At 37.2% G+C, this 26,832-nt stretch carries 24 protein-coding genes and 2 pseudogenes; 11 read left to right on the plus strand and 15 right to left on the minus strand.

Annotated features, from left to right (window positions below):
• Positions 1–104: 104 nt before the first annotated feature.
• Positions 105–2,329: pseudogene (locus N824_RS38905) on the minus strand (NADP-dependent isocitrate dehydrogenase).
• 192 nt (positions 2,330–2,521) lie between these two features.
• Between N824_RS38905 and N824_RS22410 the strand changes: the two are divergent.
• Both N824_RS22410 and N824_RS22415 read left to right on the plus strand, forming a co-directional pair.
• A complete protein-coding gene (locus N824_RS22410; RefSeq protein ID WP_048907358.1) occupies positions 2,522–4,594 on the plus strand; it encodes a TonB-dependent receptor in 2,073 nt (690 codons plus the stop codon).
• 57 nt (positions 4,595–4,651) lie between these two features.
• Positions 4,652–5,197 (plus strand): annotated as a pseudogene (locus N824_RS22415) (DUF6141 family protein).
• Position 5,198: 1 nt separating this feature from the next.
• On the opposite strand, the gene N824_RS22420 reads toward N824_RS22415, so the two are convergent.
• From N824_RS22420 to N824_RS22430, 3 genes are all read right to left on the minus strand, one after another.
• The gene (locus N824_RS22420) at positions 5,199–5,759 is read right to left on the minus strand and encodes an HPP family protein (protein WP_048907360.1); all 561 of its coding nucleotides are present in this window, start codon (positions 5,757–5,759) and stop codon (positions 5,199–5,201) included.
• A gap of 121 nt (positions 5,760–5,880) precedes the next feature.
• Positions 5,881–6,531 carry an NAD(P)-dependent oxidoreductase gene (locus tag N824_RS22425; RefSeq protein WP_048907361.1) on the minus strand — a complete coding sequence of 217 codons (651 nt, stop codon included), beginning with the start codon at positions 6,529–6,531 and terminating at the stop codon, positions 5,881–5,883.
• A 61-nt stretch (positions 6,532–6,592) separates the two neighbouring features.
• Positions 6,593–7,003 carry an Rrf2 family transcriptional regulator gene (locus N824_RS22430; RefSeq protein ID WP_048907362.1) on the minus strand — a complete coding sequence of 137 codons (411 nt, stop codon included), beginning with the start codon at positions 7,001–7,003 and terminating at the stop codon, positions 6,593–6,595.
• A gap of 167 nt (positions 7,004–7,170) precedes the next feature.
• Between N824_RS22430 and N824_RS22435 the strand changes: the two genes are divergently transcribed.
• Positions 7,171–8,019 carry a methylated-DNA--[protein]-cysteine S-methyltransferase gene (locus N824_RS22435; RefSeq protein WP_048907363.1) on the plus strand — a complete coding sequence of 283 codons (849 nt, stop codon included), beginning with the start codon at positions 7,171–7,173 and terminating at the stop codon, positions 8,017–8,019.
• A 7-nt stretch (positions 8,020–8,026) separates the two neighbouring features.
• On the opposite strand, the gene N824_RS22440 is transcribed toward N824_RS22435, so the two are convergent.
• The gene (locus N824_RS22440) at positions 8,027–8,929 is read right to left on the minus strand and encodes a DNA-3-methyladenine glycosylase (RefSeq protein ID WP_048907364.1); all 903 of its coding nucleotides are present in this window, start codon (positions 8,927–8,929) and stop codon (positions 8,027–8,029) included.
• Between the two features lie 79 nt (positions 8,930–9,008).
• Positions 9,009–10,670, minus strand: coding sequence for a glycoside hydrolase family 28 protein (locus N824_RS22445; protein ID WP_048907365.1), 1,662 nt, complete (start codon positions 10,668–10,670; stop codon positions 9,009–9,011).
• A gap of 185 nt (positions 10,671–10,855) precedes the next feature.
• Here N824_RS22445 and N824_RS22450 point away from each other — a divergent pair, with 185 nt between their 5' ends.
• A complete protein-coding gene (locus N824_RS22450; RefSeq protein ID WP_235207248.1) occupies positions 10,856–11,347 on the plus strand; it encodes a hypothetical protein in 492 nt (163 codons plus the stop codon).
• Position 11,348: 1 nt separating this feature from the next.
• On the opposite strand, the gene N824_RS22455 is transcribed toward N824_RS22450, so the two are convergent.
• Both N824_RS22455 and panB read right to left on the minus strand, forming a co-directional pair.
• Positions 11,349–12,035, minus strand: coding sequence for an RluA family pseudouridine synthase (locus N824_RS22455; RefSeq protein WP_048907366.1), 687 nt, complete (start codon positions 12,033–12,035; stop codon positions 11,349–11,351).
• On the minus strand, positions 12,035–12,850 hold the full coding sequence (panB, locus tag N824_RS22460) for a 3-methyl-2-oxobutanoate hydroxymethyltransferase (protein ID WP_048907367.1): 816 nt from the start codon (positions 12,848–12,850) through the stop codon (positions 12,035–12,037). The genes N824_RS22455 and panB overlap by 1 nt, the downstream gene beginning before the upstream one ends.
• A gap of 321 nt (positions 12,851–13,171) precedes the next feature.
• Here panB and carA point away from each other — a divergent pair, with 321 nt between their 5' ends.
• From carA to eno, 5 genes are all read left to right on the plus strand, one after another.
• Complete coding sequence (gene carA, locus N824_RS22465; protein WP_048907368.1) at positions 13,172–14,284, plus strand: glutamine-hydrolyzing carbamoyl-phosphate synthase small subunit; 1,113 nt, start codon at positions 13,172–13,174, stop codon at positions 14,282–14,284.
• A gap of 94 nt (positions 14,285–14,378) precedes the next feature.
• Entirely contained in the window at positions 14,379–15,149 is a 771-nt protein-coding gene (locus N824_RS22470; protein WP_048907369.1) for an ABC transporter ATP-binding protein, read from the plus strand.
• A gap of 8 nt (positions 15,150–15,157) precedes the next feature.
• Positions 15,158–16,249: an ABC transporter permease gene (locus N824_RS22475; RefSeq protein WP_048907370.1), complete on the plus strand. Its 1,092-nt coding sequence runs from the start codon at positions 15,158–15,160 to the stop codon at positions 16,247–16,249.
• 145 nt (positions 16,250–16,394) lie between these two features.
• The gene (aqpZ, locus tag N824_RS22480) at positions 16,395–17,093 is read left to right on the plus strand and encodes an aquaporin Z (RefSeq protein ID WP_048907371.1); all 699 of its coding nucleotides are present in this window, start codon (positions 16,395–16,397) and stop codon (positions 17,091–17,093) included.
• Positions 17,094–17,261: 168 nt separating this feature from the next.
• Complete coding sequence (eno, locus tag N824_RS22485; protein ID WP_048907372.1) at positions 17,262–18,557, plus strand: phosphopyruvate hydratase; 1,296 nt, start codon at positions 17,262–17,264, stop codon at positions 18,555–18,557.
• 82 nt (positions 18,558–18,639) lie between these two features.
• Here the strand turns inward: eno and N824_RS22490 are convergent, their stop codons facing one another.
• Positions 18,640–19,626, minus strand: a complete 987-nt coding sequence (locus N824_RS22490) for a nucleoside hydrolase (RefSeq protein ID WP_048907373.1) — start codon at positions 19,624–19,626, stop codon at positions 18,640–18,642.
• 170 nt (positions 19,627–19,796) lie between these two features.
• Here N824_RS22490 and N824_RS22495 point away from each other — a divergent pair, with 170 nt between their 5' ends.
• On the plus strand, positions 19,797–20,096 hold the full coding sequence (locus N824_RS22495) for a septum formation initiator family protein (protein WP_048907374.1): 300 nt from the start codon (positions 19,797–19,799) through the stop codon (positions 20,094–20,096).
• On the opposite strand, the gene N824_RS22500 is transcribed toward N824_RS22495, so the two are convergent.
• Together N824_RS22500 and N824_RS22505 are read right to left on the minus strand one after the other, a co-directional pair.
• Positions 20,093–20,704: a trimeric intracellular cation channel family protein gene (locus N824_RS22500; RefSeq protein ID WP_048907375.1), complete on the minus strand. Its 612-nt coding sequence runs from the start codon at positions 20,702–20,704 to the stop codon at positions 20,093–20,095. The two genes, N824_RS22495 and N824_RS22500, sit on opposite strands and share 4 nt — an antisense overlap.
• Before the next feature lie 10 nt (positions 20,705–20,714).
• The gene (locus tag N824_RS22505) at positions 20,715–22,799 is read right to left on the minus strand and encodes a VWA domain-containing protein (RefSeq protein ID WP_048907376.1); all 2,085 of its coding nucleotides are present in this window, start codon (positions 22,797–22,799) and stop codon (positions 20,715–20,717) included.
• A gap of 83 nt (positions 22,800–22,882) precedes the next feature.
• Between N824_RS22505 and N824_RS22510 the strand changes: the two genes are divergently transcribed.
• The gene (locus N824_RS22510) at positions 22,883–23,617 is read left to right on the plus strand and encodes a murein L,D-transpeptidase family protein (protein ID WP_048907377.1); all 735 of its coding nucleotides are present in this window, start codon (positions 22,883–22,885) and stop codon (positions 23,615–23,617) included.
• 65 nt (positions 23,618–23,682) lie between these two features.
• Here the strand turns inward: N824_RS22510 and fabG are convergent, their stop codons facing one another.
• The 4 genes from fabG to N824_RS29550 form a co-directional block, all read right to left on the minus strand.
• Positions 23,683–24,426, minus strand: a complete 744-nt coding sequence (fabG, locus tag N824_RS22515) for a 3-oxoacyl-[acyl-carrier-protein] reductase (RefSeq protein WP_048907378.1) — start codon at positions 24,424–24,426, stop codon at positions 23,683–23,685.
• Positions 24,427–24,478: 52 nt separating this feature from the next.
• On the minus strand, positions 24,479–25,543 hold the full coding sequence (locus N824_RS22520) for an agmatine/peptidylarginine deiminase (RefSeq protein WP_048907379.1): 1,065 nt from the start codon (positions 25,541–25,543) through the stop codon (positions 24,479–24,481).
• A gap of 9 nt (positions 25,544–25,552) precedes the next feature.
• Complete coding sequence (locus tag N824_RS22525; protein WP_048907380.1) at positions 25,553–26,428, minus strand: carbon-nitrogen hydrolase; 876 nt, start codon at positions 26,426–26,428, stop codon at positions 25,553–25,555.
• A 75-nt stretch (positions 26,429–26,503) separates the two neighbouring features.
• Positions 26,504–26,767: a cysteine-rich CWC family protein gene (locus N824_RS29550; RefSeq protein WP_235207249.1), complete on the minus strand. Its 264-nt coding sequence runs from the start codon at positions 26,765–26,767 to the stop codon at positions 26,504–26,506.
• Positions 26,768–26,832 lie beyond the last annotated feature (65 nt).

Raw genomic sequence — 26,832 nt, forward strand, 5'->3', positions numbered from 1 at the left:
GTAAATAAAACCTAAAAAAACCTTGAATTGTTTTCGGTTTTTAAGTTAAAATAAGAAGCCCGTTTGCATTCACAAACGGGCTTCTTATTTTAACTTTTTTTATCTTATAAATTTGCCAAAGCAGCATTAAATGTTTCACTTGGGCGCATTGCTTTAAATGCTAAATCGTCATTGGGGTGATAGTACCCTCCAATATCTTGTGGTTTACCCTGTGCGCCTATCAATTCTCCTGAAATCTTTGTTTCATTTTCAGTTAAAGCCTTAGCTAATGGGGCAAATCTAGCTTGCAACTCTGTATCCTTAGTTTGTGTAGCTAAACCCTCTGCCCAATATAAAGCCAAATAGAAGTGCGAACCTCTATTGTCTATCTGGCCTACTTTACGAGCTGGAGATTTATCATTGGCAAGGAACTTCTCAGTTGCCAAATCTAAAGTTTCAGCAAGTACCAAAGCTTTTGAATTATTTTGAGTTTGCCCTAAATGTTCCAGGGAAACAGCTAATGCTAAAAACTCTCCTAATGAATCCCAACGTAAATAACCCTCATGAATGAACTGCTCAATATGTTTTGGTGCTGAGCCACCTGCTCCTGTTTCGAATAAACCACCTCCGTTCATTAATGGTACTATAGAAAGCATTTTTGCTGATGTACCTAATTCCAAAATCGGGAATAAATCAGTTAAATAATCACGCAAAACATTACCAGTTACTGAAATGGTATCTTCTCCTTTACGAATTCTGTCTAGCGTAAATTTAGTTGCTTCAATTGGAGATAAAATACGGATGTCTAAACCAGTAGTATTATGATCCAATAGGTACTTATTTACCTTTGCAATAATCTCTCTATCATGAGCCCTATTTTCATCTAACCAGAAAACTGCAGGCGTAGCCGATAAGCGAGATCTGTTTACAGCAAGTTTTACCCAGTCCTGAATCGGTGCATCTTTGGTTTGACACATCCTGAAGATATCTCCTTTTTCAACTTTTTGATCAAAGAAAACTTTACCATTCGCATCTGTCACACGGATTATCCCGTTGGCTGTTGCCTGGAAAGTTTTATCGTGAGAACCATATTCCTCTGCCTTTTGTGCCATTAAGCCTACATTAGGTACAGAACCCATTGTAGTAACATCAAAAGCACCATGAGCTTTACAATCATCAATAGTAGCGGTATAAACACCAGCATAGCAGCGATCTGGAATTACAGCAATCGTATCTTGTTGTTTGTTATCCTTATTCCACATCTGACCTGAAGTACGGATCATAGCGGGCATAGAAGCATYYAMRATWRMATYWGWAGNNACMYSRMKSYYMKTRAWTNCTKKATNTGRMTTTWSCATRRYTMTTRMCSGSYYWTKTTSMWYTRCNMTGRGCAWTWKCGKCNCTMAANNCTKSTGNMWGTTWWSGRTNKTYCTGCAATTTTAGCATAAACATCTCCTAAACCATTACGGGTATCTATATTTAGTTCTTTAAATAAATCCGCGTATTTAGCAAAAACATCTGCAAAGTAAACTTCAACTATAGCCCCAAAAATGATAGGATCGGAAACCTTCATCATTGTAGCTTTTAAATGCGCCGAAAGTAGAACTCCAGCTGCCTTTGCTTCTTCTATAGCTTTAGCCACGAAAGATTTTAATGCAGAAAGACTCATTGCAGAACTATCGATAACTTCACCAGCTTTTAGTGACGATAATCCTTTTAGTTCAGTAACAGATCCATTAGCATCTACAAATTCTATCTTAAATTGAGTGGCTTCTGTTACGGTAACTGATTTCTCAGATCCATAAAAGTCACCTTCACTCATACTTACAACTTGGGTTTTCGAATCTGCAGACCACGCTCCCATTGAATGTGGATTGGCTTTTGCATAATTCTTAACCGCTTTTGGTGCTCTACGATCAGAGTTACCCTCACGTAAAACTGGGTTAACTGCTGAACCTAAAACTTTTGCATATTTTGCTTTGATTGCTTTTTCTTCCTCTGTTTGTGCATTATCAGGATAATTAGGAATAGCAAATCCTTGCGATTGCAATTCGGTAATCGCACCAACCAATTGTGGAATAGAAGCCGAAATATTAGGCAATTTGATAATATTAGCTTCCGGTGTGGTTGCAAGCTGGCCCAATTCTGTCAACGCATCTCCAACTTTTTGGTCTTCCTTTAAAAATTCAGGAAAGTTTGCCAAAATTCTTCCGGCCAAAGAAATATCTCTGGTTTCTACATCAATACCTGCTGAGGCTGTAAAAGCTTGTACAATTGGTAATAATGAATAGGTTGCCAACATTGGCGCTTCATCTGTTTTGGTATAGATAATTTTTGATGTATTTGACATATTTTTATAAATACGATTATATGAATAAAAAAAATAAAGCAGTATTGTTTATGATAAACGTGCTTTCTATTAAAATCGCCTAAAGATATAATAAACAGATGGATTTCACGGTGTTTAACTGAATATATTCCAGAGAAAATAGCCAATAGATGATGGTAATTATTAGCCGGTAAATTTTAGCTTTGTTAAAGAATGAAAACATTTTTAACAGGACTATTTGCCCTCATAGGAGTTACAAGCTTTGCTCAGGCACAACAGGATTCTACCAGAAGATTAAATGAGGTTACCATAAGACCTTATTTTTCTACCCAATCTTTAATCAGATCTACAGGTACAATTGGCCTGATTGATAGTACTACCCTTACTAAACAATCTGGCAACTCATTTGTCTCAGCTATAAATACAATTCCGGGGGTTAGAATGGAAGAACGTTCTCCCGGAAGCTACCGGTTATCTATAAGAGGCAGCTTACTAAGATCGCCTTTTGGAATAAGGAATATTAAAATTTATCTGGACGACTTCCCATTAACTGATGCAGGAGGGAATAGTTATCTGAATGCTCTTGATGTTGCAGGTGCATCACAACTTCAAATTTTAAAAGGCCCGCAGAGCAGTATCTATGGGGCTAACTCTGGTGGTGTCATTTTGATACAACCCCAAGGCACTAACGCGCCAATGGATAGCACCTTTGTTTCATTAAAACTCGAAGGGGGATCATTTGGAGCTTTTCATCAAAATGCACTGTTACAGCATCAATCAGGAAAGTATAAATTAAGCATTACCCAAGCCTACCAGCGAAGCGATGGCTATCGTGATCACAGCAATATGGACCGCAAGTATTTTCAAGCGCTGCAAAAGTGGGATTATACAAAAAAAGCGAACTTAAAAGCGTTGTTATTCTATTCCGACCTACACTACAATACTCCTGGTGGACTAACCGAGCTCCAATACAAACAAGATCCAAAATTGTCTCGTCCGGCAGCTGGCCCGATCAAAAGTGCAATAGACCAGAAAGCAGGTATCTATAGCAAAACCTTATATGGTGGCATCTCCAACAATTGGATAATCAACGGTAATTTCAAACACGTAATTTCTGTATTCTCATCTTACACAGATTTTAAGAACCCTTTTATAACCAACTATGAAAAGCGGAAAGAATTTACTTTGGGGCTCCGTTCTTATCTGGAATACACAAGAAACTCATCTGATGTAGAATGGAAGTTTAACCTGGGCTTGGAAAGCATGAAAACAGGTACCGATTTTGATAACTATGATAATAATTACGGTCAGCGGGGTGCTGTTCAGGCATCTGATAAACTAAACGCAAATTCCAACTTCGCATTTGCCCATTTAAGTATCGACCTTCTTCAAAAACTGCTCGTTGAATTATCTGCCAGTGCCAATCTCTATGAATACAACTATAAGAGCATCGCTCCAGTCGCCATCCCAAAAAAAACGAACAGGTTTGATATCCAGTTCATGCCAAGGGTAGCTTTGTCCTATAAAATAGATGATCAATTATCTTTAAGAAGCTCCGTRAGCAAAGGATATTCTCCCCCAAGTCTTGCTGAAGTAAGGGCATCAGACAATGTAATTAATCTTGATTTACAACCTGAATATGGTTGGAATTATGAGACTGGAGTAAGGTATGAAGGTGTGAACAAAAGGTTATTTATTGATGTAACCGGATTTTATTACAATCTTAAAAATGCAATTGTTAGGCGCACCGTGTTGGTTAATGAAAAAGAGGCAGAATACTTTATAAATGCTGGAGGCACAAAACAATGGGGGCTTGAAAGTTCTTTAGCTTTTTGGATCATTCCTCTCAATAATATACATTTTGTTAAAGGTTTGCAGTTAAGGAATTCATATACACTTAGTCATTTTAAATTTGATCAGTATCTGGACAAGACCAATGATTTCTCTGGAAATGACCTTACCGGAGTTCCTAAAACAACAATTGTTAGCAGCGCCGATATACAACTACCGAAGCACTTTTCTGTGTTTTTACAGCACAACTACACCTCTAGTATCCCACTTAATGATGCAAATACAGTTTACGCAAGGAAATATCACCTGGTGCAAGCTAAAATTGGGAAAAAGAACTTATACATAGGAAATGTTCCTTTTGAAATCTACATAGGAGCAGATAACATATTAAACGAAAAATACAGCTTAGGCAACGACTTGAATGCACTCGGTGGCCGGTATTTTAATGCCGCAGCAACAAGGAACTTTTATGGCGGGTTGTTAATATGTTTATAACTAGTTAATAACTATTTTTTCCTCATCTTTCATTTTAAATTAAATGTTTGTAATTTGTTGTTAGACMWTWYSMWACAYGNAYSCTNMYWMCGANNWWMKCTATTTTCAGAAAAGCAGCGATTTGGGCAAAAATGGATTTGGGCAATCCTTATTGGAGCTAACTTAATATTCTTTTACGGCGTATTTTATCAGGTTTTTCAAAGAAAATCATTTGATGACAACTCTATGAGTAACATGCAGTTGCTAATAGCCTCGGGCTTAATGCTAGTGTTTACACTTGCAGTTTTAACATTAAAACTAGAAACCTATATTAAGAAGGACGGCATTTATGTACGCTTTTTTCCCTTCCATTTAACATTAAAAAAATATTCCTGGGATAATATTCAAAGATTTTCTGTGAGGCAATATGATCCTATTACCGAATATGGTGGCTGGGGATTTAGGTTTGGCTTCCTAACGAAAGGAATGGCATTTAACGTTTCCGGGAACAAGGGGATACAACTTGTTTTAAAAAATGGATCCAGACTGTTAATTGGGACTAATAAACCAGATGAAGCATCAGAAACACTAAAGAAACTGGAACAACGGTCTGTATTTAATTAGTCTATTTTTTAACTATGCTCTGAATAGGATATCTTCTATGTCTTAAATTATTAAATATCAACGCTACCAAAAATAGAATCATTATGCCCGATAATACTGGAGATAATACATACATATAGCCCAGAGCCTTAATCTTTTCGCTGCCAATTACGGCTATTAATGCTGTTGCTCCACCCGGAGGATGTAATGTTTTGGTAATTTGCATTGCAACTATTGATAATGAAACAGCTAAGGCACAAGCCAGCCAACTCTCGCCAGGAAAAAATTTAGCAACGGTTACGCCAATTATTGCCGAAATCAAATGGCCACCTATTAAATTTCTTGGTTGTGCCAGGGGACTATTAATAATGCCATAAATAAGCACAGAAGAAGCGCCAAAAGAGCCTATCAGATACAAATTATCATTGGCTACCAGGTATTTGCTATTTAACAATCCTATTAAGCCTATACCTATAAATGATCCAATAAAAGTCAAGATGTGTTCTTTGGCATCAATTAAAGTTTCACGATATAGTACATACCTTGCCCTACGATAGTGCTTCCTAATTCTCTTTCTCGGCATTGCTCTTTAAAATATGGCGCAAAAATAAGATTATATCTAGTCATTTACTAGTCATTATCTAAATATCACTACATCTTATAAACTATAAGGTGAGCAAAAAAAGCTCACCTTAGGTTTTAAATTAGTAGCCCGCAGTAAAACGCTGACGAGGATGTTTATTGTTTTCTAGTTCATCAACAATTGCCATTGCCAAATCCTGAACCGACAAAATACTTCTCCCATCTTCATTAAACACAGGGCTATTTGTACCTAAACGATATTTACCCGTACGACCTGTTGTAATACCAGGGTGCATTTCAATAGCCGGACTAAAGAAACTCCACTCCAACCCCTGCTCTTGTTTAAGCGTGGTTAAATAATCTCTGGCCGCTGTAGCACCCGCTTTATATTCGGCAGGGAAATCTGGTCCATCCACCAATTGTTTGCCGTCAATTTCCAGGCTACCTGCACCACCAACAACGATTAAACGATCAACACCAGATGCTTTAACTGCTTTTTGAATGGCCTCAGAACCTGCTACAAAATCATTATACAAATTAGGGTTTGCCCACCCACTATTGTATGCACTGATTATTGCATCATTTCCTCCCAATACATCTGTTAAAGCCAACGTATCATTAACATCAACCCCCTTAACAGTCAATTTATTACTTCCAATTTTAATCTTTTCAGGACTGCGTACAATAGCTGTAACCTCATGCCCTCGATTAAGTAATTCTTTTAAAATGGCCGTTCCTACGAAACCACTTGCGCCAATTAATGCTGTTTTCATATCCTTATTTATTTTTAAATATTATTGTAACAAATTTTATTACAGTTATGCGTAAAAAAAATCAATCAAAACGATTGCTGAAATCCGCAAGGGTTTGAGAGGAAAGTTCTTTTAATAATGCCTGCTCTGTCGAATTATATAAGTTATTCAAATGTGTATTCATTTGTTTACCTACAGAACATTGCGGATTAGGTGTATTCTTTGAAATACCCAGCAAATTATTCTGTTTTACTGCCTTATAAATATCCGCCAGATTAATTTCTTTTGCTGATTTACTTAGATAACTCCCTCCATTTTTTCCCTCTTTACTGTCAACAAATCCATGATTTCGTAAATTACTTAATTCCTTTCTTACCAATACTGGATTAATATTTATGCTTCCAGCCATAAATTCTGATGACAACAATCCACCCTTAGCCCTTTCAAGCAAAGTAAGTATATGTAAAGAAATAGCAAATCTTGAGTTACTCATACTGTAATTAAAATTATTACAGTACAAAGGTACCCTAATAAATGTAAATTCCAAACACCAAATGTGCTATTACTGGTTATAGAAACCGTCCTAATTTAATGATTAGCAAGTTTCGGGTTTTATTGTATACCTCATCAGTGTAATTTTGTTATATTAAATTAAAGATCATGGAAACATTAAGTCAAATTGATTACAACAGAATTGCAGAGGCGATAGCGTATTTAAAACTAAATTTTAAACAACAACCATCATTAGAAGACATTGCTGAGCATGTAAACCTGAGTCCATTTCATTTTCAGCGCATGTTTAAAGAATGGGCTGGTGTTACCCCCAAGAAATTCCTCCAGTACCTTTCTATTGAATATGCAAAAAACATACTTAAAGATAAAGACACGACCTTGTTTGATGCAGCCTATGAGACAGGGCTATCCGGTACCAGTCGCCTGCACGACCTTTTCATAAATATAGAAGGAATGACTCCGGGTGAATTTAAAAATGGAGGGGAGCAGCTTGCCATAAATTATAGTTATGCAGAAAGCCCTTTCGGATCTCTAATAGTCGCATCAACAAAAAAAGGAATTTGTTATATGGCTTTCGCTGATGATCAACTCGAAGCATTAACGATGTTAAAAAACACATTTCCTAATGCCAAATACTGTCAACTATTAGATATGATACAGCAAAGTGCACTTTATATCTTTACTCAAGACTGGAGCAGGTTAAACGAGATTAAACTTCATTTAAAGGGCACAGCTTTTCAAATAAAAGTATGGGAAACTTTGTTAAAGGTTCCGATTGGAGGATTAACTACCTATGCTTCCATCGCTTCAGCAGTTAAGAATCCAAAAGCGAACAGAGCAGTTGGTTCAGCTATAGGGAATAATCCGGTTGCTTTTTTGATTCCATGCCACAGAGTCATCAAATCCACAGGAGAATTTGGACAGTATCACTGGGGCAATTCTCGTAAAACAGCAATTATAGGATGGGAAGCAGCAAAAACAAATTCACAAGAATAAAAAGACCTTATTCTTTATTTGCAAGACTTCTCCAAAGATAAAATACCAGATAACTCTCCCATCCTGAATAGTCTTTAAAAAATGTTTGAATTTCTATATGTTGCTTTTTATCTGTAATGATATTATGGTTTAACAATGAATTTAGAAGACCCGCATCGCCATAAGGAACACATGAATGTTCCTTTAAAGATTTCATAAGGGCATAGTTAGCAGTCCACACACCTATTCCCTTTATGTTATTTAATGCTTTTTGTCTTGCGTTAAGATCCGGCAACGCAAGTAAATTATCTTTACTCATTTCTCCGTTAGCAAATGCTTTAGCAATTATAATCAGATATTCCGCCTTACTTCTTGAAAATTGCATCTCTTTCAGATCGTCAGCACAAAGGCTTGCAAGTACATCACAACTTGGAAATACATAATAATTAACGTCATTAAAAGACATATAAGTTCCATACTTTTCTACAAGCCGTCTTTTTAATTTGTATGCAAAAGTAAGATTGATCTGTTGCCCTATTATTGCCCAACAAATAGCTTCGAATAAATTAGGAATTCCTATTAATCTTAACCCGCTATATGCTGTTACCATATAAGCTAACCTTTCATCCTTTTTCACTAATCGATAAAAGGATTCCATATCTTTCTCAAGGTCAAACCAATCAGATATAAATTGTTTGATTTTTTTTACATCGCTTTCTTCCAAATCTCCCACAAGTACTTCGATCTGCAAATTACCTTCATAAAAGGCCACACTAATCAATAACTGGCGACCTTCAATTTCAAAAACCTTTATAACCTGATCTGCATCTACCTTATGCATGCAATCGTCAAAGTTCCTATCCAGGAACCATAAACACTCTTGAAAATCAAAATTCGTAGGAGCTTCAATTGATATGATCGGTTTATTCATATCTCAAAAGTATTCATTTGTTTATACAATAAAATCTGATTCTTGCTTAATAAGTAACACCTACAGAATCCCGAGTTCCTTATATCCTTACTTTCACTGATTTTTCATTTGCCCCGTTAAGGTAAACTACCTGCTGTTTTGCTTTTGTTAATTCGCCCCCATCTATGTTAACAAACTCGTTACCTGTCCCTTCCAGACTAAGCAATACTTTACAAGGGGTTAAAACACGGACACCAGCAAGCAATATATCTTTGGAATTTGTAACCCTAAGCAATGATGGAGCATCTAAACTGCCTTGTAAACTTAAGCCATTTATAGAAGCATCCTGAACATTATCAAAAACTATAGCAGGCCGAAGGTCATTCTTCTCAAACTCAAACCGCACATTATGTAAGCTTAAACCTTTAACGTTTCGGGCATACAAGCCATAAGCTGGTGGCCCACCTGGTGTTTTATCCCAAACGCCAAAATACTCAGCAGCTATATTTGGTACGTCTCGTTTTTCCGCCTGCTCAGCAGTTCCCCCTCCCGCATATTTTATACGAACATCGGTAAAACTGACATCTTCAATATAATATTCCCCCATTGCATTCAATGTAATGCAGGAGTTTTTTTCGCCCTCCCATGTATGTAACTCAAAATGAATATCGGGATGAGGAACCGGCAATGCCACAACATTAGCCCTTATATTATTAAACGAAATATTTCGGAGATAGGATTTCCTCGCAGGTTGACTATTTCCAGTACTTTTACCACTATTTACCCCGCTGAAACCAATACCGATTGGACCGGTTACATTTTCCATAACTATATTTGAGAAGCTAAAGTTCTGTATACCGGCAACACCGGCGCTGATCTTAATTGCGCAACCATAGGTATCATAAATAAGACAGTTTGTAATGGCAATATTTTGTGATTCACCACCCCCAAAACGAAATATTGACCAGCGCGTACTGAAACTGCAATTAGTTACCGTAACGAATTTATTGCTCCCAAATAAGGCACAAGCATCGTCCTGGCACTGAACATCACTGTTAATCAAATGGACATATTGACAGCTATTAAAATGAAAGCCATCATTATTCTTATTTACACGGTTGTAAATCCTTACGCCATCGATATAAACATGTTTACATTGTAATAATCGCACGCAATGATATGCGCTGGCAACCATAAAAACATCATCCATACGCAGGTTAGCACACTGATAAAATATCAACAGATGGGGCCTATCAAAATTACCGTTTACTCCATTTTGTCCAGGTCCAGTATTATCGCCCTTTCCAGTATAAAACGCCAGACCATTTCCATCTATTGTCCCCTTACCCTCTATACTAAGTCTTTCAGCATTTACTGCATATAAGAATACAATATTCCCGTTTCCTTCAGGAATTCCTTTTCCTGCAGTATAATCTTCTCTTCTAGGACTTCCCAAAAGTTTTGCTTCCGCAGACAGATGTAAAGTTACATTAGATTTAAGCTCCAGAGTTCCCGACAGAAATACCCCGGCAGGGACCATCACTACACCTCCTTTGTTATTATTACAAGTATTTATAGCATCCTGAATAGCCTTTGTATCGAGCACTTTACCATCGCCCTCCGCACCAAAATCTCTGATATTATAAACATCTGTTCTATTCTCTGCCTGAGGTATCTTTCCGCTAATTAATGAGGCTCCAGCTACTGAAAGAGCAGGCACAGAAACTCTTCCTAGCCATTTACGGCGGGATAATTGATCCATATTGTAGTTTGATTTATAAATTTCCTATCATAAATATACGGACGACGAAAAAACAATAACTCTCCCCAATAACCTAATTGATCAGCCGGATTGGCTTTTTCTATAAAAGCAAATTCCCTCTCTGCGCCATTTAGTTCTCTTTTGGCAAGGCTATTGTAGGATAAAATGTATCAACCAATATCATTATGAAAAAATCACTGCTACTTTTAACCGCCATTGCAATGTTTGCCACTGCTTGCAATAGCAGCAATACTGATGATAAAAGTATCGACAGTACATCGGTAACATCAATTGATACTTCTCTAACACCATCCGTACCTGTTCATGAAAAAATATCTGAGTGCTATATCTATGCTAAAAACCAAGATACCGCCAAGCTTAAAATAAATACAGAAAATGATGAATTGACCGGTGACTTGAGTTATAATCTATTTGAAAAAGATAGTAACAAAGGAACCATTTCAGGAGAGGTTAAAGGCGATACGATTCTAGCCGAATACACTTTTGATTCGGAAGGGATGCGCTCAACTAGAGAAGTTGTATTTTTAAAAAGAGACAGAAAACTATATGAAGGCTTTGGCGAAGTAGAAGAGAAAAATGGAAAAACTGTATTTAAGGACAGAACAAAATTAAAATTTGAAGACGCAATAGTATTTTCTTTAACAGATTGTAAATAGCTTAAAAATTTTCAAAGCGTTCCCAAAAACCATCAACTGGTAGCTTAGCAAAAATATTTACAGGCTCTTTTTTTACTGGATGAACAAATTGCAATCTACGCGCGTGTAAGCAGATACTACCTTTTCGACTTCCTCTGGGGTAACCATATTTATTATCGCCAACAATAGGACATCCTAAAGTAGATAGCTGTACTCTTATTTGATGAGAACGCCCGGTAAGCGGATCAACTTCAATCAGGTAGTAGCCGCCAAGTTCCCCTATTAACCTATAACTTAATTCCGAACGCTGACTTCCGGGAACTTCGACAATATGTGGAGTAACCACATTTTTTTGAGGGTTTTTCACTAGCCAATGAACAAGTGTACCTGAAGATTTAGCAGGCTTATTTCTAACAATGGCCCAATACGTTTTTTTTACTTCACGATTTTTGAATACTGCATTCATCCGCTCTAATGCCTTACTTGTTTTAGCAAAAAGTATTACTCCGCTAACAGGTCTGTCTAAACGGTGTACGACACCCAAAAAAGCACTATTGGGTTTATTATACTTTTTAGCAAGATATTTCTTAACCTGCTCGTCAAGAGGCTCGTCTCCAGTTTCATCAATCTGCACAATGTCACCCGCGCGTTTCAATACCGCTATAAGGTGATTGTCTTCGTAAAGTACATCTTTATCGGTTACCGGCATTAATACTGCTCTTTTTCGTTCGGAAAATCTTTTGCTTTCACATCTTTAATGTACGACTGTGCAGCGCCCAATATACCATCATACAGATTTACATATTGGCGCAAGAAGCGAGGTTTAAAACCTTTTGTTAAACCAATCATATCATTAACAACTAGCACCTGACCATCGCAATCCGGGCCCGCACCAATACCTATAGTAGGAATTTGTAAACTTTCAGAAACTACTTTGGCTAATTTCGCCGGTATCTTTTCAAGCACAATAGCAAAACAACCAGCTTCCTGAAGTGCAATTGCATCGGTTTTTAATTTCTCTGCTTCATCTTCATCTTTTGCTCTAACAGTGTAAGTTCCAAACTTATAAATAGACTGAGGCGTTAACCCAAGATGTCCCATAACAGGAATTCCGGCTGTAATGATACGCGATACTGATTCAGCTATTTCTGTTCCACCTTCAAGCTTTACGCCGTGTGCACCAGATTCTTTCATAATCCTAATTGCAGAATTAAGTGCCTCTTTGGAATTGCCTTGATAACTACCAAAAGGCAGATCAACTACAACGAAAGCCCGTTTTGCCCCTCTAACTACACCTTGGGCATGATAAATCATCTGATCAAGTGTGATAGGTAAAGTGGTTTCATGTCCGGCCATTACATTTGATGCTGAATCACCAACTAATAATACATCCAAACCGGCATCATCAAGAATTGTGGCCATCGAATAATCGTAAGCGGTTAACATGGCTATTTTCTCTCCACTAGCCTTCATTTCCTGAAGTATATGTGTGGTTATGCGTTTAACCTCTTTGTTTACAGACATAGTTCTATAGTTTTGTAGCGACAAAATTAGTTTTTACATTCGAAATAAAGACAGTTTTATCGTTTTTGTGACATTTTGTTAATGCCTTGCTAAGTTTGCACATACGACTACATAATAATAGAGAGATGTACAATCGTTGAATGTTATACAAAACAATCTAAAAAAAATTCTTGATTTAAATCCTCAAAAACGTATCTTTGTATCCCGAAATGAAGGGGTCACTTAACAGCACATTTGTTAACTACAAAAACGGCATCAAAGCCGCGCTAGAACCATCATTTTTTCCTTTTTTTATCCCAATAATTTCTCTTAATAATTACCATGACTAATTACACCAAGTTACCTGCAATCTTGTTACTGGCTGATGGCACAGTTTACCACGGTAAAGCCGCTGGAAAAATAGGCACAACAACAGGCGAGATCTGTTTTAATACAGGTATGACAGGATATCAGGAAATTTTTACGGATCCTTCTTATTTCGCTCAGATTATGGTAACCACCAATGCACATATTGGAAATTATGGTATCCACAAAGATGAAACTGAATCAGAAAGCATAAAAATTGCTGGTTTGGTTTGCAAAAATTACAACATCGGTTTTAGCCGTAAAGAAGCTTCTGAATCTATACAGGATTATTTTCAGAACGAAAATATTGTAGGGATCTCTGATATTGATACACGTGCTTTGGTTCGTCACATCAGAAATAAAGGAGCGATGAATGCAATCATTTCTTCAGAAATCACTGACCTTGAAGAATTAAAAAGCAAATTAGCTGAAGTACCATCTATGGATGGCTTAGAATTATCTTCTAAGGTTTCTACCAAAACACCTTATTTCTACGGCTCACCTGATGCTACCTATAAAATAGCAGCACTAGATTTGGGTATCAAGAAAAACATTTTACGCAACTTCGACGACAGAGATATTTATGTTCAGGTTTTCCCTGCTAAAACCACTTTCGAGGAAATGGACAAATGGGGTGCTGATGGTTATTTCATTTCTAATGGCCCTGGTGATCCTTCGGCAATGCCATACGCTATTGAAACTGTCACAAAAATATTAGCTGCTGATAAACCTCTTTTTGGAATATGCTTAGGCCATCAACTGCTTGCAGAAGCAAACGGAATAGGTACTATGAAAATGTTTAATGGCCACAGGGGCTTAAATCACCCGGTTAAAAATATCATTAAAAATCATTGCGAAGTAACTTCACAAAACCATGGTTTTGGAGTTATCCCTGAAGATGTAAGAAAATCAGAGAAAGTAGAGATTACCCATATCAATTTAAATGATCAATCTATTGAGGGTATTCGAGTGAAAGGCAAAAAAGCATTCTCAGTACAATACCACCCTGAGTCTTCTCCAGGCCCACATGATTCTCGTTATCTTTTCGATGACTTTATAAATATGATCAAGAGCGAATTAGCCTGGTAATATTCACCGGTTCAAAATTATCATTTTACCGACATTTTAGAAGGTTTAGCAGAATAGCGTTTTCTATTCCTCTAAACCTTCTTACATTTATAACATGGATAAAACAAATGCCATTATCAGTGTAAAAGAACTGGTAAAAAAGTATGACGATTTCACTGCAGTTAAAGGTATCAGCTTTGAAGTTTATGAAAATGAGATATTTGGTCTTTTAGGACCAAATGGCGCAGGAAAAACCACCACACTCGAAATTATTGAAACCCTTCGCGAAAAAACTTCAGGAGAGATCATTGTTGATGGCTATTCTGTTGACAAAGATGCCAACAAAATTAAAAGGATTATAGGTGTACAGTTACAGGCTGCCGGTTATTACCCAAACCTAAATTTGGTTGAGTTAATGGAACTGTTTTCTGGCCTTTATGGTGTAGACATCAAACCGATGGAGATGCTTGAAAAGGTAAATCTTCAGGACAAAGCGAGAGCTAAGTATAAAGCGCTTTCAGGTGGACAAAAACAACGGTTTTCTATAGCCACCACTCTCATTAACTCTCCCAAAATTATTTTCCTTGATGAACCTACTACCGGATTAGATCCTCAGGCACGCCGCAATTTATGGGATTTAATTATTGATATAAGAAATAACGGAACAACAGTAGTGATCACCACACACTATATGGACGAAGCAGAACAACTTTGTGATCGCGTTGCTTTTGTTGAGCGGGGCGAGATCATCGCTTTAGATACGCCTGATAATCTGATAGACAATCTTATCAATAGTGGCTTTGAACGCACTAAAGAAGTTAAAAAGGCCAACCTGGAGGACGTTTTCATAAACCTGACAGGCAAAGAATGGCGCGAGGATAATTAAAAAAGAAAATGAGCAAACCCTATAATAATACAAAAGCTACGTTGGCCCTTGCAAAAGCAAGTTTCCGTTCTATTATGCGTAGCCCATCAGCAGTTGTTTTTACACTTGCTTTTCCGCTAATCTTCATTCTTGTTTTTGGCTTTTTAGGCCGCGGAGGTGTTAAGGTTGACTTAGCTATTGCCCCTGGATCAGATTTACAAAATCCTATTGTTAAGGCACTGGAACAAATCAGTGTTGTTCATATCATCAAAGATAAAGATCCTGCGGAATTAAAAACAGGACTTGAGAAAGGAAACATAGACGCTGTTATTAACGTTCAAAAAAACATTCAGGATGCGCCAGCTTACCTTGCCAATGTTCAATACACATCTGCTTCTATAGACAAGGGAACTATACTTAAATCGGTGTTGAACAACCTTATGTATACTTTAAATTCAAAAGATATAAAACCTAGCATAGCGCAATTAAATGAAAGCACTGTTCAGGGTAGGGTTTACCGCACTATTGATTTTATCCTGCCTGGACAACTCGGCTTTTCTTTATTGAGCACGGGCGTATTTGGAACAGCATTTGTATTTTTCAGTTTAAGACAAACCTTAGTCATTAAACGCTTCTTTGCAACACCAGTTAGCAGAGCTAGTATTGTATTTGGCGAGGGAATTGCAAGAATAGGTTTTGCGCTTTGTGGTGCAGTATTTATTATACTTATTGGACATTTCTTTTTCCATTTCACCTTAATTCACGGTATTATCACGGTGTTGAATATGCTTTTACTTGCAATCATAGGCCTCATTGTTTTTATGGGCTTTGGTTTTGTAGTTTCCGGAATAGCAAAAAGTGAAAGTACTATACCTCCTATTTCAAATATTATAACATTGCCTCAGTTTCTGCTGTCAGGCACTTTCTTTTCTATAGATGCATTTCCGTCATGGCTTCAGCCAATAAGTCGTGCTTTACCTTTAACTTACCTTAATGATGCTATGAGAAAGGTAGCTTTTGAGGGAGCTGGCTTGTGGGATGTAAAACATCAGATTCTTATTATGATAATTTGGGGCATCGGTGTGTATGCTGTTGCTGTCAAAGTATTTAAGTGGGAATAACCCTCTGACAATCTGCATTTTCCTCTAGGAAAATTGAATAATTGTTTTTAAATTTCATTATAAAAACAAACATTCTTCTATTAATTTACTAACCAAGTAGTGAAAAAACCAAACCTTCATTACCACTAAACTAAATTAAACTCCTATGAAAAAACTAGCAGCAGAATTTATCGGTACATTTTGGCTCGTGCTTGGCGGTTGCGGTAGCGCCGTTTTAGCTTGTAACTATCCAGGCGCAGGCATTGGCTTTGCGGGGGTAGCACTCGCTTTTGGACTAACAGTAGTAACTATTGCTTATGCTCTTGGCCATATCTCCGGGGCACATCTAAACCCAGCAGTTTCAGTCGGTTTATGGATCGGCGGACGTTTTGATGGAAAGGATTTGGTGCCCTATATTATTTCACAGGTTCTTGGTGGCATAGTTGCTGCGGGCGTATTATACGTTATCGCTACTGGAAATGGAAACCCTATTGGTGGATTTGCTACCAATGGCTATGGAGACTTATCACCCGGGAAATATAGCATGACAGCAGCGTTGGTTACCGAAATTGTAATGACCTTCATTTTTTTAATCATTATATTGGGTGCAACAGATGATAGAGCACCCAAAGGATTTGCCGGTTTAGCGATTGGACTTGGGCTTACACTAATACACCTGATCAGCATACCTGTAACCAATACTTCAGTTAATCCTGCAAGAAGCACAAGTCAGGCGCTTTTTGTTGGAGGCGAAGCATTAAGTCAACTTTGGTTATTCTGGGTTGCACCTATAGTTGGTGCCATTTTAGCGGGAATAGTATACAAAGCTATCTTTGCAGCTAAGAGCGAAAACACACAAACTTAACTGACTAAAATACAGATTCATAACAACAAAAACATTAAATATTCAGCAATGAAAAAGTCGTAATTAAATTAATTACGACTTTTTTGCGTTTAATTTTTAACTTTGGATATCGCCTTAGTAATTGTAAATTTTACACTAAGGGTTATTTACAAATAAAAACCAATAAAAATGAGTTTAATAATTGATGTTCATGCGCGGCAAATACTTGACTCCCGCGGCAATCCTACGATCGAAGTAGATGTAATTACAGAAAATGGTATCCTTGGTCGTGCGGCAGTACCATCAGGAGCTTCTACTGGTATGCACGAAGCTGTGGAGTTAAGAGATGGTGATAAAAAAGTTTACTTAGGTAAAGGTGTTTTAAAAGCCGTTGCCAACGTGAATGATAAAATTGCTGATGAATTAAAGGGTATTGATGTATTTGAACAAAATGCTATCGATAGCTTAATGATCAAGCTTGATGGAACAGAGAACAAAGGAAATCTTGGTGCTAATGCTATTTTAGGTGTTTCTTTAGCCGTTGCTAAAGCTGCAGCTCAAGAAAGCCGCCAACCTTTATACCGTTATATCGGAGGTGTTAATGCTAACATTCTACCTATCCCGATGATGAACATCGTAAACGGTGGGTCTCACTCTGATGCTCCTATCGCTTTTCAGGAATTTATGATCATGCCTGTTGGCGCATCTTCATTCTCTGAAGCGTTAAGATGGGGAACTGAAGTATTTCACAACTTGAAAGCTATTTTGCATGACAGAGGTCTTTCAACAGCTGTAGGTGACGAAGGTGGATTTGCTCCAACTTTTGATGGTACTGAAGATGCAGTTGAAACTATTATCAAAGCTATCGAAAAAGCAGGATACAAAGCTGGTGAGCAAATCTTTTTAGCATTTGACTGTGCTGCTTCTGAGTTCTACAAAGACGGCAAGTACGACTATACTAAATTTGAAGGTGATAAAGGAGCTATCCGCACAAGTGCTGAGCAAGCTGATTATCTTGCATCTTTAACCGAAAAATATCCAATTATCTCTATTGAAGATGGAATGGATGAAAACGATTGGGATGGCTGGAAAATGTTAACTGATAAAATTGGCGATAAAGTTCAGCTTGTAGGTGATGATTTATTTGTTACAAATGTAACTCGCTTGCAATCAGGAATCGACAAAAAAACTGCGAACTCAATCTTAGTTAAAGTAAACCAAATCGGTTCATTAACTGAAACTATCAATGCTGTTTCTTTAGCTCAAACTAATGGCTATACCTCAGTAATGAGTCACAGAAGTGGTGAAACTGAAGATACTACCATTGCAGATCTTGCAGTTGCATTAAACTGTGGTCAGATTAAAACAGGTTCAGCTTCTCGTTCAGACAGGATTGCAAAATACAATCAATTGTTACGTATTGAAGAAGAATTGGGTGCTGCTGCACGTTTTATTGGTAAAGACTTCAAATTCTTAAAGAAGTAAAAACACTTATCTTAAATCTTTAGGATAAAAATTCAATAGCAAACAACCCCATTACAGCAGTATTGGGGTTGTTTTGTTACTATCAGTTACCAGGTTCATATAGCATTAAATCTTCTATTATTGCGGAAATCTTTTCATAAGGATACTTATGGGACAGAAAATAATGTCCGGCATTAATATCTGCATCCCATCGATTAGATCCATCTTTATTTACGATAAACTTCCCTGGACCGTTTACGTAAAAATATTTTTCAGGATTTCTGACCGCACATAAAACTGCTGTTTGATCCCAAGATGGCCTATTGCTTAGTAGATTTTTATCATAGGTTGCCAAATTATATTGATATGCCCATGCGGCAGGATTTTTACTAATATTTTGCTTTGCCACTTTTCCTCCTGTGAGTATCTTATCTCCAATTTCAAAACCACTCAGCAATATCGGCTTCGGCCATCTACTAAAAGCTTCATAAGCCGCTTCCTTATGTTCATGTACATTAAATTCAATTCCATTTGGTATAATTCCAGCCATTGCGACCCAATTTTTTACTTTCTTTTTAACAAGGTCCATTCCCGAAAGATTGGAAAATTTATCAGGCGTTGAATTGAGCAGCTCTGCTATATTAGAGGTAAAGCCAACTGTAACTATCGTAACGCTATTGTCTTCCTGCCTGGCCAATACTTTTCGATAAACCTCTAAAGCATTTGGATATTCAGTGGGCTTTTTCTTAAGAAAATGTAAAACCAGCGAATCATTCCAGTTATTATGGGCTATGAAGTCCGGGGCTTTTGCGGATGCTATACCTATCGGAATATTGGGTTTGCCAAAATATTGGTTAAAAACTTCTATTGTCGGCGCAACAGAAGCATGGTTATCACTGGATACTGTAGCAAGTATCTCACATTCGTCTCTAGCAGCCAATGCGTGCAAAACTGTTATTGCGCCTACATCATCAAAATCCGGCCCCATATCTGTGTCGAAGATGATTCTCGGTTTTCTATCCGCTTTACCGTGTTCAACGGTCAAGCCACTAACAATGCAAAAAACCAATGAGCAGAGAATTACTTTCATATCTATGTCAATTAACCCTATGCAATATCTGATCTTTTATCTAATACCTCACTATTGAAACACATAAATTACGACCAGCTAAATCCAATATGTTAATAAGTGGAGAATACACATTTGAATAAGAGGCAAAGGTTTTAAATCTTCGGGTGTTATTTTATATATTTGTCCATATGAATCGTTTTCTAGAACTTTTACGTAACAAATACCTCCTAAGCATAGCTGCATTCGTAGTATGGATGTTATTTTTCGATAAAAACGATGTAATAGCACAATACGAATACAGATCACAAGTAAGCAAACTTCAGGAAGAAAAGGACTTTTATGTGAAGGAAATTGCTAAGGTGAAGAAAGATCTTAACGAATTAAATACAGATCTGAATACAGCAGAGAAATTTGCCCGCGAAAAGTACTTTATGAAAAAAGATAATGAAGATGTTTTTGTGATCATCAATGAAGCCCCAAAAGACTAATAGCCAAACTTAGGCAACGTTACTTTATACCTTACTACTACTATTCTTACAGTAAAAATAAATGCAATCACAGCAACCTTTGCCAGATCTTCTTTCAAGTTAAAATATAGAAGTGTAAAATATAATATTCCCCCCATAATGCAGGCGGTGGCATAAACTTCTTTTCTGAATATTACAGGGATGGTATTTAATAGCGTATCTCTTATTATACCTCCAAAACATCCTGTAATGGTACCAAGGGCGATACAAATACCCGGACTTAAACCAAAAACAATTCCTTTCTGGATACCCAGCATGGTAAAAAGACCAAGTCCTAAAGAATCGAACAAAAAAAGGGTTACTTTAAACTTCTTGATATGTGTTTTAAAAAAGATTGTAGCAATTGAAGTCAACAAGATTAACAAACAATAATTTACATCCCTCATCCATGCAACAGGGGTATCGCCTAGCAATAGATCGCGAACAGTTCCTCCACCAATAGATGTTACAAAAGCAATGATCAGTACCCCGAAAGGATCTAATCTTCTTTGCATGGCTGCAAAAGAGCCCGATATCGCAAAAGAGATAGTCCCCAAGATCTCAATGGCATCCATGGTATTTATTTGCATACTTTTGCGCTTAAATTTCTCCGTTTCTTTTTCTTAAAAACCACTCCAGTGTAAGCAACATAACTATCAATGCAAACACCCACTTAAAGTTAATCAATTCCTCATATTTACGATCTTCGTAACTCAGGGTTTTTACCTGTTCATTGGCTTCAATATCTTTTAAAATCTGCGATAAATTCTGTGGCATATACATCTTACCGCCCGTTTGCATAGCCATTGTATTAAGCAGCTGATGATTTGCGATTGTTTGCTGATATTCTGCAACAAGAGTATTTACATAGAAAACTCCTTGTGCAGTGTGTTTTTTACTACCAAGATTAGTTGTTGCTGTATAAGTATAATTTCCCGCAGGCAACACCCCTGCATCAAGCTGATAGGCTGTTTCTGTTCTGGAGAATAGAAAATTATAAACTTTCCCCTCTTCGTTTTTTATCTGAATACTCACATCCGGCGTATTTACCGAAACATAACTATCGTTGTAAAGGACTGCATTAATCGGCACATTTTCATTTTCATCAAAAGTGTTCTTGGCCGTGTAAACCTTAAACTTACGTTTATCATCCTTTGCAGAAACATATTGGACAGCATTTGAAATTAAAGTATTAAAAGCATTTGACTTCTGTTCATTTTGAGCCTCTGCCAGTCTCCAGCGCCATATACCTTCTCCTATTAAATAACCTGTTTTTTTTCCCTCACCGTTCATAAAAAACAATTGTGGCGATTCAGTCTTGATCTTGCCTATTCGCTGCTTCAATGCCACTAATGCTGTTCCGTTTATTCTTACCTCCCCAAAAGGTGCTTGAAGAGGATCAAATCCTTCAATTTGCTTATCGAATGTCGCGCTCATTTCAAAGGCAGTAAAGCCAGCATTAACAATAGCAAAAGCCTCTTGCAAAGTATTATTACTTCCATTAAAATTCACAGCACTTTGCATCTTATTAAATGCATATAAATTACTCTGAGCGCCCAAAATATACCACAACGGCACATTACTTTGCTGAACCTTATTAATAAATGCCCCACCGTCATTTTGAAGAGTCGGAAGCTGGTACAGAATAATTAAACTATAGTCCTTTGGATTAATCACATTCAGATCCTCTCCCAAAGCAATTTTCAAATCATAATGTTTGTTTACGGAAATGGCCTGTTTTAGTGCTGCAATGTCGGGATGTGGACCAGCAGAAGCAATCAATATTTTTTGCCTTGCATCAATTACCTCTATAAAAATACTTTGTGCATTGTTACGTTCCGATATCTCATTTTTTAACGGGCTGAGTTGAATGGTATATTTTTGAAGTCCTAACTTCGAAGCCTTTAACTTGATAGGGATGTTCTTCACAAATGCATTTGAATTAATCTGAACCTGCTCATCATAAATCTTTTTGCCCCTCTCCATAACTAAAACCCTCGACATTTCACCTTTACTTTCAAAGGCTTGTGCCTGAACCTCAAGGGTAAATTCATTATCAAGATAAACCAGGCTGTTGTGATTTACATTCGAAATCATTAAATCCTTTTTCGGAATCGTATCCCCTAATGCAATGGTATAAACCGGAGCTTTAAATTTGTTTAAATCGTAAAGTGGGCTCCCTCCACGATTAAAAATACCATCTGAGGCCAAAATAACTGACCCGACATTTCGATTTAATAATTCATCATTTAATTGATTGATGAACTTTGAAGCATTACTTACCTGCCCCTTATTTTTGAAATCATAGCCAGATTTCACGCTATCACTGAAATTATAAACTTTGACTTCATACTTCTCAGACAGCTTATCTGCTAAGGACTGCATATCCTTCTCAAAATGCTGCCTATTAAAGCCATTAGGCTCAATCGCTCCAACCGACAGTGAATTATCCTGCCCAATAACAATAACCGGTTTTTCGAGGTTATAAGAGATGCTTCTTACCAAAGGAAAGAATAGCAATGCAGCTATTACCGTTACTGCAACTGTGCGTAAAACGAATAATCCATAACGTAGCCGTTTATCTAAATGTTCCGTTTTACGGTACAATAACCAGGCAAAAAGAATACCTGCAAGCAAGCATCCCAGTAAAGCCAATAAAATGTATAAGCTAAAAGAATCGTTCATACGTATTTGGGTAAAGATGCTAAATTTTAAAATGCTCGCACAATTTTATATAAGTTTGTTCATAGTAAAACTAACGTCCTACAATGAAAAGCTATTTTTACATTATTTTTCTAACGATTATGTCTACATCTGTACTGGCCCAGTCTAATTTCAAAGCACAGCAATTAACATTTGAGCGCGTTAGACAAGCCTATGGTGAGAAGTGGAATAGTTTGCAAAAAGAGCTTAAAAAAGATCAGATAACCGGAAAATTCAGTTTATATATAGCCGCGTATAAAGCTGAAGAAAAGTTAGAAATTTGGTTAAAAGAGGGTAAGCAAAAACAATACAAGTTGTTCAAAGTATACCCATTTTGTCAGCACTCAGGTATTCTAGGTCCCAAATTAAAGGAGGGAGATCTGCAAATCCCAGAGGGGTTCTATTACATTACCGCGTTTAATCCTCTAAGCAATTTCCATTTGTCTTTAGGAATAAATTACCCTAACAGCATTGATTTGTTAAGAAGTAGGAATGAAAAACCGGGTAGCGACATTTACATTCATGGAAAATGCGAGACTGTTGGATGCATTCCTATAACTGACGACAAGATAAAAGAGGTTTATATACTAGCCATTGAGGCACGAAATGGAGGGCAAAATCAAATCCCGGTTCACGTCTATCCGTTCAAAATAACTGATACTAATCTCAATAAATACATAGCACAATTCCCACAACACAAAGCGTTCTGGACAAACCTTCAGCTAGGGTATAACTATTTTGAAAAACACAAGCGAGTACCACAGGTTATAGAGCTTACTAACGCCTATCAATTTAAATAAAAAGGGTGTCGGAATTGACTTTCCGACACCCTTTTAGATCTCTATCGACTATTCATATCTTAGATTTACAACATTCCGCCGCAAACTGACAATACCTGTCCGGTAACATAAGAACTCATATCAGATGCAAGGAATACGCATGCATTCGCTACATCCTCAGTCTCACCTGCTCTTTTCAAAGGAATACCATCTTCCCAACTTTGTACCACTTTCGGATCTAACACATCTGTCATTTCCGTGCGGATAAATCCAGGAGCAATAACATTGGTACGTATATTACGTGACCCTAGTTCCTTAGCCAGCGACTTAGAGAATCCAATTATTCCTGCTTTAGATGCAGCATAGTTAGCTTGCCCAGCATTTCCCTGAACACCTACTACAGAGCTCATGTTAATGATAGATCCCTTGCGTGCTTTCATCATCACCTTAGAAGCTGCTTTAGACACATTAAATACAGATTTCAAGTTTACATTAATTACCTCATCCCAGTTCTCCTCACTCATCCGCATCAATAAACCATCTTTCGTTATACCTGCATTATTTACTACAATGTCTAATGCCCCAAAATCAGCTACAATATCATTGATCAGTTTCTCTGCCTCATCAAATTTAGAAGCATCAGAACGATATCCCTTTACTTTTGTGCCGAAATTTTGCAACTCCTGCTCTAAAGCCTCACCCTTTTCTACTGATGACAAATAAGTAAAAGCCACATTAGCTCCATGCTCTGCAAACTTTTCCGCTATTTTGCGGCCAATTCCTTTAGATGCACCTGTAACAAGTGCTGTTTTTCCTTCTAATAACTTCATCTGTATTTCTTGTTTGGTTATATTCAATTAATTATATCAATTATAAAAGCGATTAGATTGCCGGTTCTTGTTGACTAAGGCAATGAAAACTTCCTAATCCCCAAATAATATCTGTAGAGTCAATTCCTACAACTTTTCTATCCGGGAAAACGCCTCGTATAATTTCTAAAGCTTTTTCATCATTCACATCTCTAAACGTGGGCACAATTACCGCTGCATTTGCAATATAAAAATTTGCATATGATGCAGGTAATCTAGTATCCTCGTGTATTACCGGCGAAGGCATTGGCAATTTCACAATATTCAAAGGTTTCCCGTTTAATAATTGTAAAGTCTTTAGCGTCTCAAGATTCTCTTGTAACAGCAGATAATTTTCATCCAGAGGATTACTCTCCACAACCGTTAAAACGGTGTCCTCGTTGACAAAACGGGTAATGTCGTCAATATGGCCATCTGTATCATCTCCAACTATTCCATCTCCCAACCACAATACTTGCACAGCACCATAAAATTCTTTTAGGTACTCTTCAACCTGCTCCTTACTTAAATGAGGGTTTCTGTTTTCATTTAACAAACATGCCGTTGTTGTAAGTATTGTTCCTGCCCCATTAAATTCAACAGATCCACCCTCCATCACAATATCAGGATGATAAACAGATAAATTAAAATGCTCAGCTATTTTGGTGGGAATTACGTCATCAAGATCATACGGAGGATATTTACCTCCCCACGCATTATATCCCCAATCCACAATTGCTTTTTTCCCGGTTGCCCTATTTAATAAAAAAGCCGGTCCATGATCTCTGCACCAGGCATCATTGCTTGGATTAAAATAAAACTCTATCTGACTTAAATCAGCACCCACCTTTTCCAACTCAGAAATAGCAAAAGCTTTAGTCTCCTCATTGTTGATATTAATCCTAACTTTTTCACCTGTTGCCACAATTTTAATAAACTGGCAATAAGGTTCATATATAGTTTCAATCTTCCCTGGCCATGATTCTTCCTTATGGGGCCAACTTAACCATGTTGCATCATGTTTTTCCCATTCAGCAGGAAAGCTAAAGCCTAGTTTTTTCGGACTGCTGTTAAATATTACTTCGTTAAATGATGACATTTTTAAATCTTAATCTTCGTCAATAAATCTTTTAGTAATTGGCTGATAAGAATCTATTCTACGATCTCTTAAAAAAGGCCAATGTTTACGGAAAAAATCAGACTCAGATAAATCCAATTCTACTACTTTAGTTTCTTCATTATCATGTGAACCCAAATAAAGCAATTTACCCTGAGCATTTGTTGCAAAACTTCCACCCCAGAACTTCATAGCTCCATCTTGTTCAAGTCCAACACGGTTTACACTCACTACAGGTACCCCGTTGGCAACAGCGTGAGAACGCTGAATAGTCTGCCATGCGTTATATTGATCCTTATTTGTTTCCTCATCCTGATCTGTAGCCCAACCTATAGCTGTTGGATAAAACATAATCTCTGCACCCATCAAAGCAGTAATACGTGATGCTTCGGGATACCACTGATCCCAGCAGATTAAGATACCGACTTTAGCAAATTTTGTTTGAAAAACCTTATAACCTAAATCACCTGGAGTGAAGTAAAACTTCTCATAAAAAGCAGGATCATCAGGAATGTGCATTTTGCGGTACTTGCCAAGATAAGTTCCATCAGCATCTAAAACAGCTGTTGTATTGTGATACAGGCCTGCCGTGCGCTTCTCGAATAAAGAAGCAATAATCACTACACCCAATTCTTTAGCAATGACTTTTAAAGCATCTGTGGAAGGACCGGGAATAGCCTCAGCCAAGTTGAAGTTGTCATAATCTTCAACATCACAAAAGTATAGGGAAGTAAAAAGTTCTTGCAAACACACAATTTGTGCGCCTTTTGCTGCTGCTTCCCTGATTTTTAAAATTGCTTTATCTAAATTTTCTTGTTTATTACTGGTACAGCTCATCTGCACCAATCCAACTTGTACTTTTGCCATTCTTTGTTAACAAATAATTTGACGCAAAGTTAGCCAAAAAAAATAAAAGATAGGACGTTCAAAACCGGCTAATACTTACGAGGCAACGGCATCCCTGTACTCCTGCTGAAGCTCAAAAAGACATTTAGCACATAAACAACCATCGTGTAATTCGCTAATGTACTGTACCTCATTTAAGTCCAGCTGTACAACACTACACTGGCATTTAGTGTACGAGTTAGCTTTACACTCTATTGGTGTACCACAACGTTCGCAGGGTATGATTTCGTGTTTAGCCATTGACCACAAAGATACAAGATCATAAACTAATGACTCCTGATTACCTGTTAAAAATGACAAATAGAATATTAAACATAAACCCCATTGCAGATTATATTAAGAATGAAAAAAGAATTTTGTTCGAC

Origin of the sequence: Pedobacter sp. V48 (assembly GCF_000523515.1) — a bacterium.
Taxonomy (GTDB): domain Bacteria; phylum Bacteroidota; class Bacteroidia; order Sphingobacteriales; family Sphingobacteriaceae; genus Pedobacter.

Coding starts and splice junctions, on each gene's coding strand:
- N824_RS22505 (WP_048907376.1), bottom strand. CDS start 22,799: ATGAACGATTCTTTTAGCTTATACATTTTATTGGCTTTACTGGGATGC.
- N824_RS22510 (WP_048907377.1), top strand. CDS start 22,883: ATGAAAAGCTATTTTTACATTATTTTTCTAACGATTATGTCTACATCT.
- N824_RS22445 (WP_048907365.1), bottom strand. CDS start 10,670: ATGGATCAATTATCCCGCCGTAAATGGCTAGGAAGAGTTTCTGTGCCT.
- N824_RS22420 (WP_048907360.1), bottom strand. CDS start 5,759: ATGCCGAGAAAGAGAATTAGGAAGCACTATCGTAGGGCAAGGTATGTA.
- N824_RS22525 (WP_048907380.1), bottom strand. CDS start 26,428: ATGGCAAAAGTACAAGTTGGATTGGTGCAGATGAGCTGTACCAGTAAT.
- N824_RS22490 (WP_048907373.1), bottom strand. CDS start 19,626: ATGAAAGTAATTCTCTGCTCATTGGTTTTTTGCATTGTTAGTGGCTTG.
- N824_RS22430 (WP_048907362.1), bottom strand. CDS start 7,003: ATGAGTAACTCAAGATTTGCTATTTCTTTACATATACTTACTTTGCTT.
- fabG (WP_048907378.1), bottom strand. CDS start 24,426: ATGAAGTTATTAGAAGGAAAAACAGCACTTGTTACAGGTGCATCTAAA.
- panB (WP_048907367.1), bottom strand. CDS start 12,850: ATGTCTGTAAACAAAGAGGTTAAACGCATAACCACACATATACTTCAG.
- N824_RS22450 (WP_235207248.1), top strand. CDS start 10,856: ATGAAAAAATCACTGCTACTTTTAACCGCCATTGCAATGTTTGCCACT.
- N824_RS22470 (WP_048907369.1), top strand. CDS start 14,379: ATGGATAAAACAAATGCCATTATCAGTGTAAAAGAACTGGTAAAAAAG.
- carA (WP_048907368.1), top strand. CDS start 13,172: ATGACTAATTACACCAAGTTACCTGCAATCTTGTTACTGGCTGATGGC.
- N824_RS22440 (WP_048907364.1), bottom strand. CDS start 8,929: ATGAATAAACCGATCATATCAATTGAAGCTCCTACGAATTTTGATTTT.
- N824_RS22520 (WP_048907379.1), bottom strand. CDS start 25,543: ATGTCATCATTTAACGAAGTAATATTTAACAGCAGTCCGAAAAAACTA.
- N824_RS22425 (WP_048907361.1), bottom strand. CDS start 6,531: ATGAAAACAGCATTAATTGGCGCAAGTGGTTTCGTAGGAACGGCCATT.
- eno (WP_048907372.1), top strand. CDS start 17,262: ATGAGTTTAATAATTGATGTTCATGCGCGGCAAATACTTGACTCCCGC.
- aqpZ (WP_048907371.1), top strand. CDS start 16,395: ATGAAAAAACTAGCAGCAGAATTTATCGGTACATTTTGGCTCGTGCTT.
- N824_RS22475 (WP_048907370.1), top strand. CDS start 15,158: ATGAGCAAACCCTATAATAATACAAAAGCTACGTTGGCCCTTGCAAAA.
- N824_RS22435 (WP_048907363.1), top strand. CDS start 7,171: ATGGAAACATTAAGTCAAATTGATTACAACAGAATTGCAGAGGCGATA.
- N824_RS22455 (WP_048907366.1), bottom strand. CDS start 12,035: ATGCCGGTAACCGATAAAGATGTACTTTACGAAGACAATCACCTTATA.
- N824_RS22495 (WP_048907374.1), top strand. CDS start 19,797: ATGAATCGTTTTCTAGAACTTTTACGTAACAAATACCTCCTAAGCATA.
- N824_RS22500 (WP_048907375.1), bottom strand. CDS start 20,704: ATGCAAATAAATACCATGGATGCCATTGAGATCTTGGGGACTATCTCT.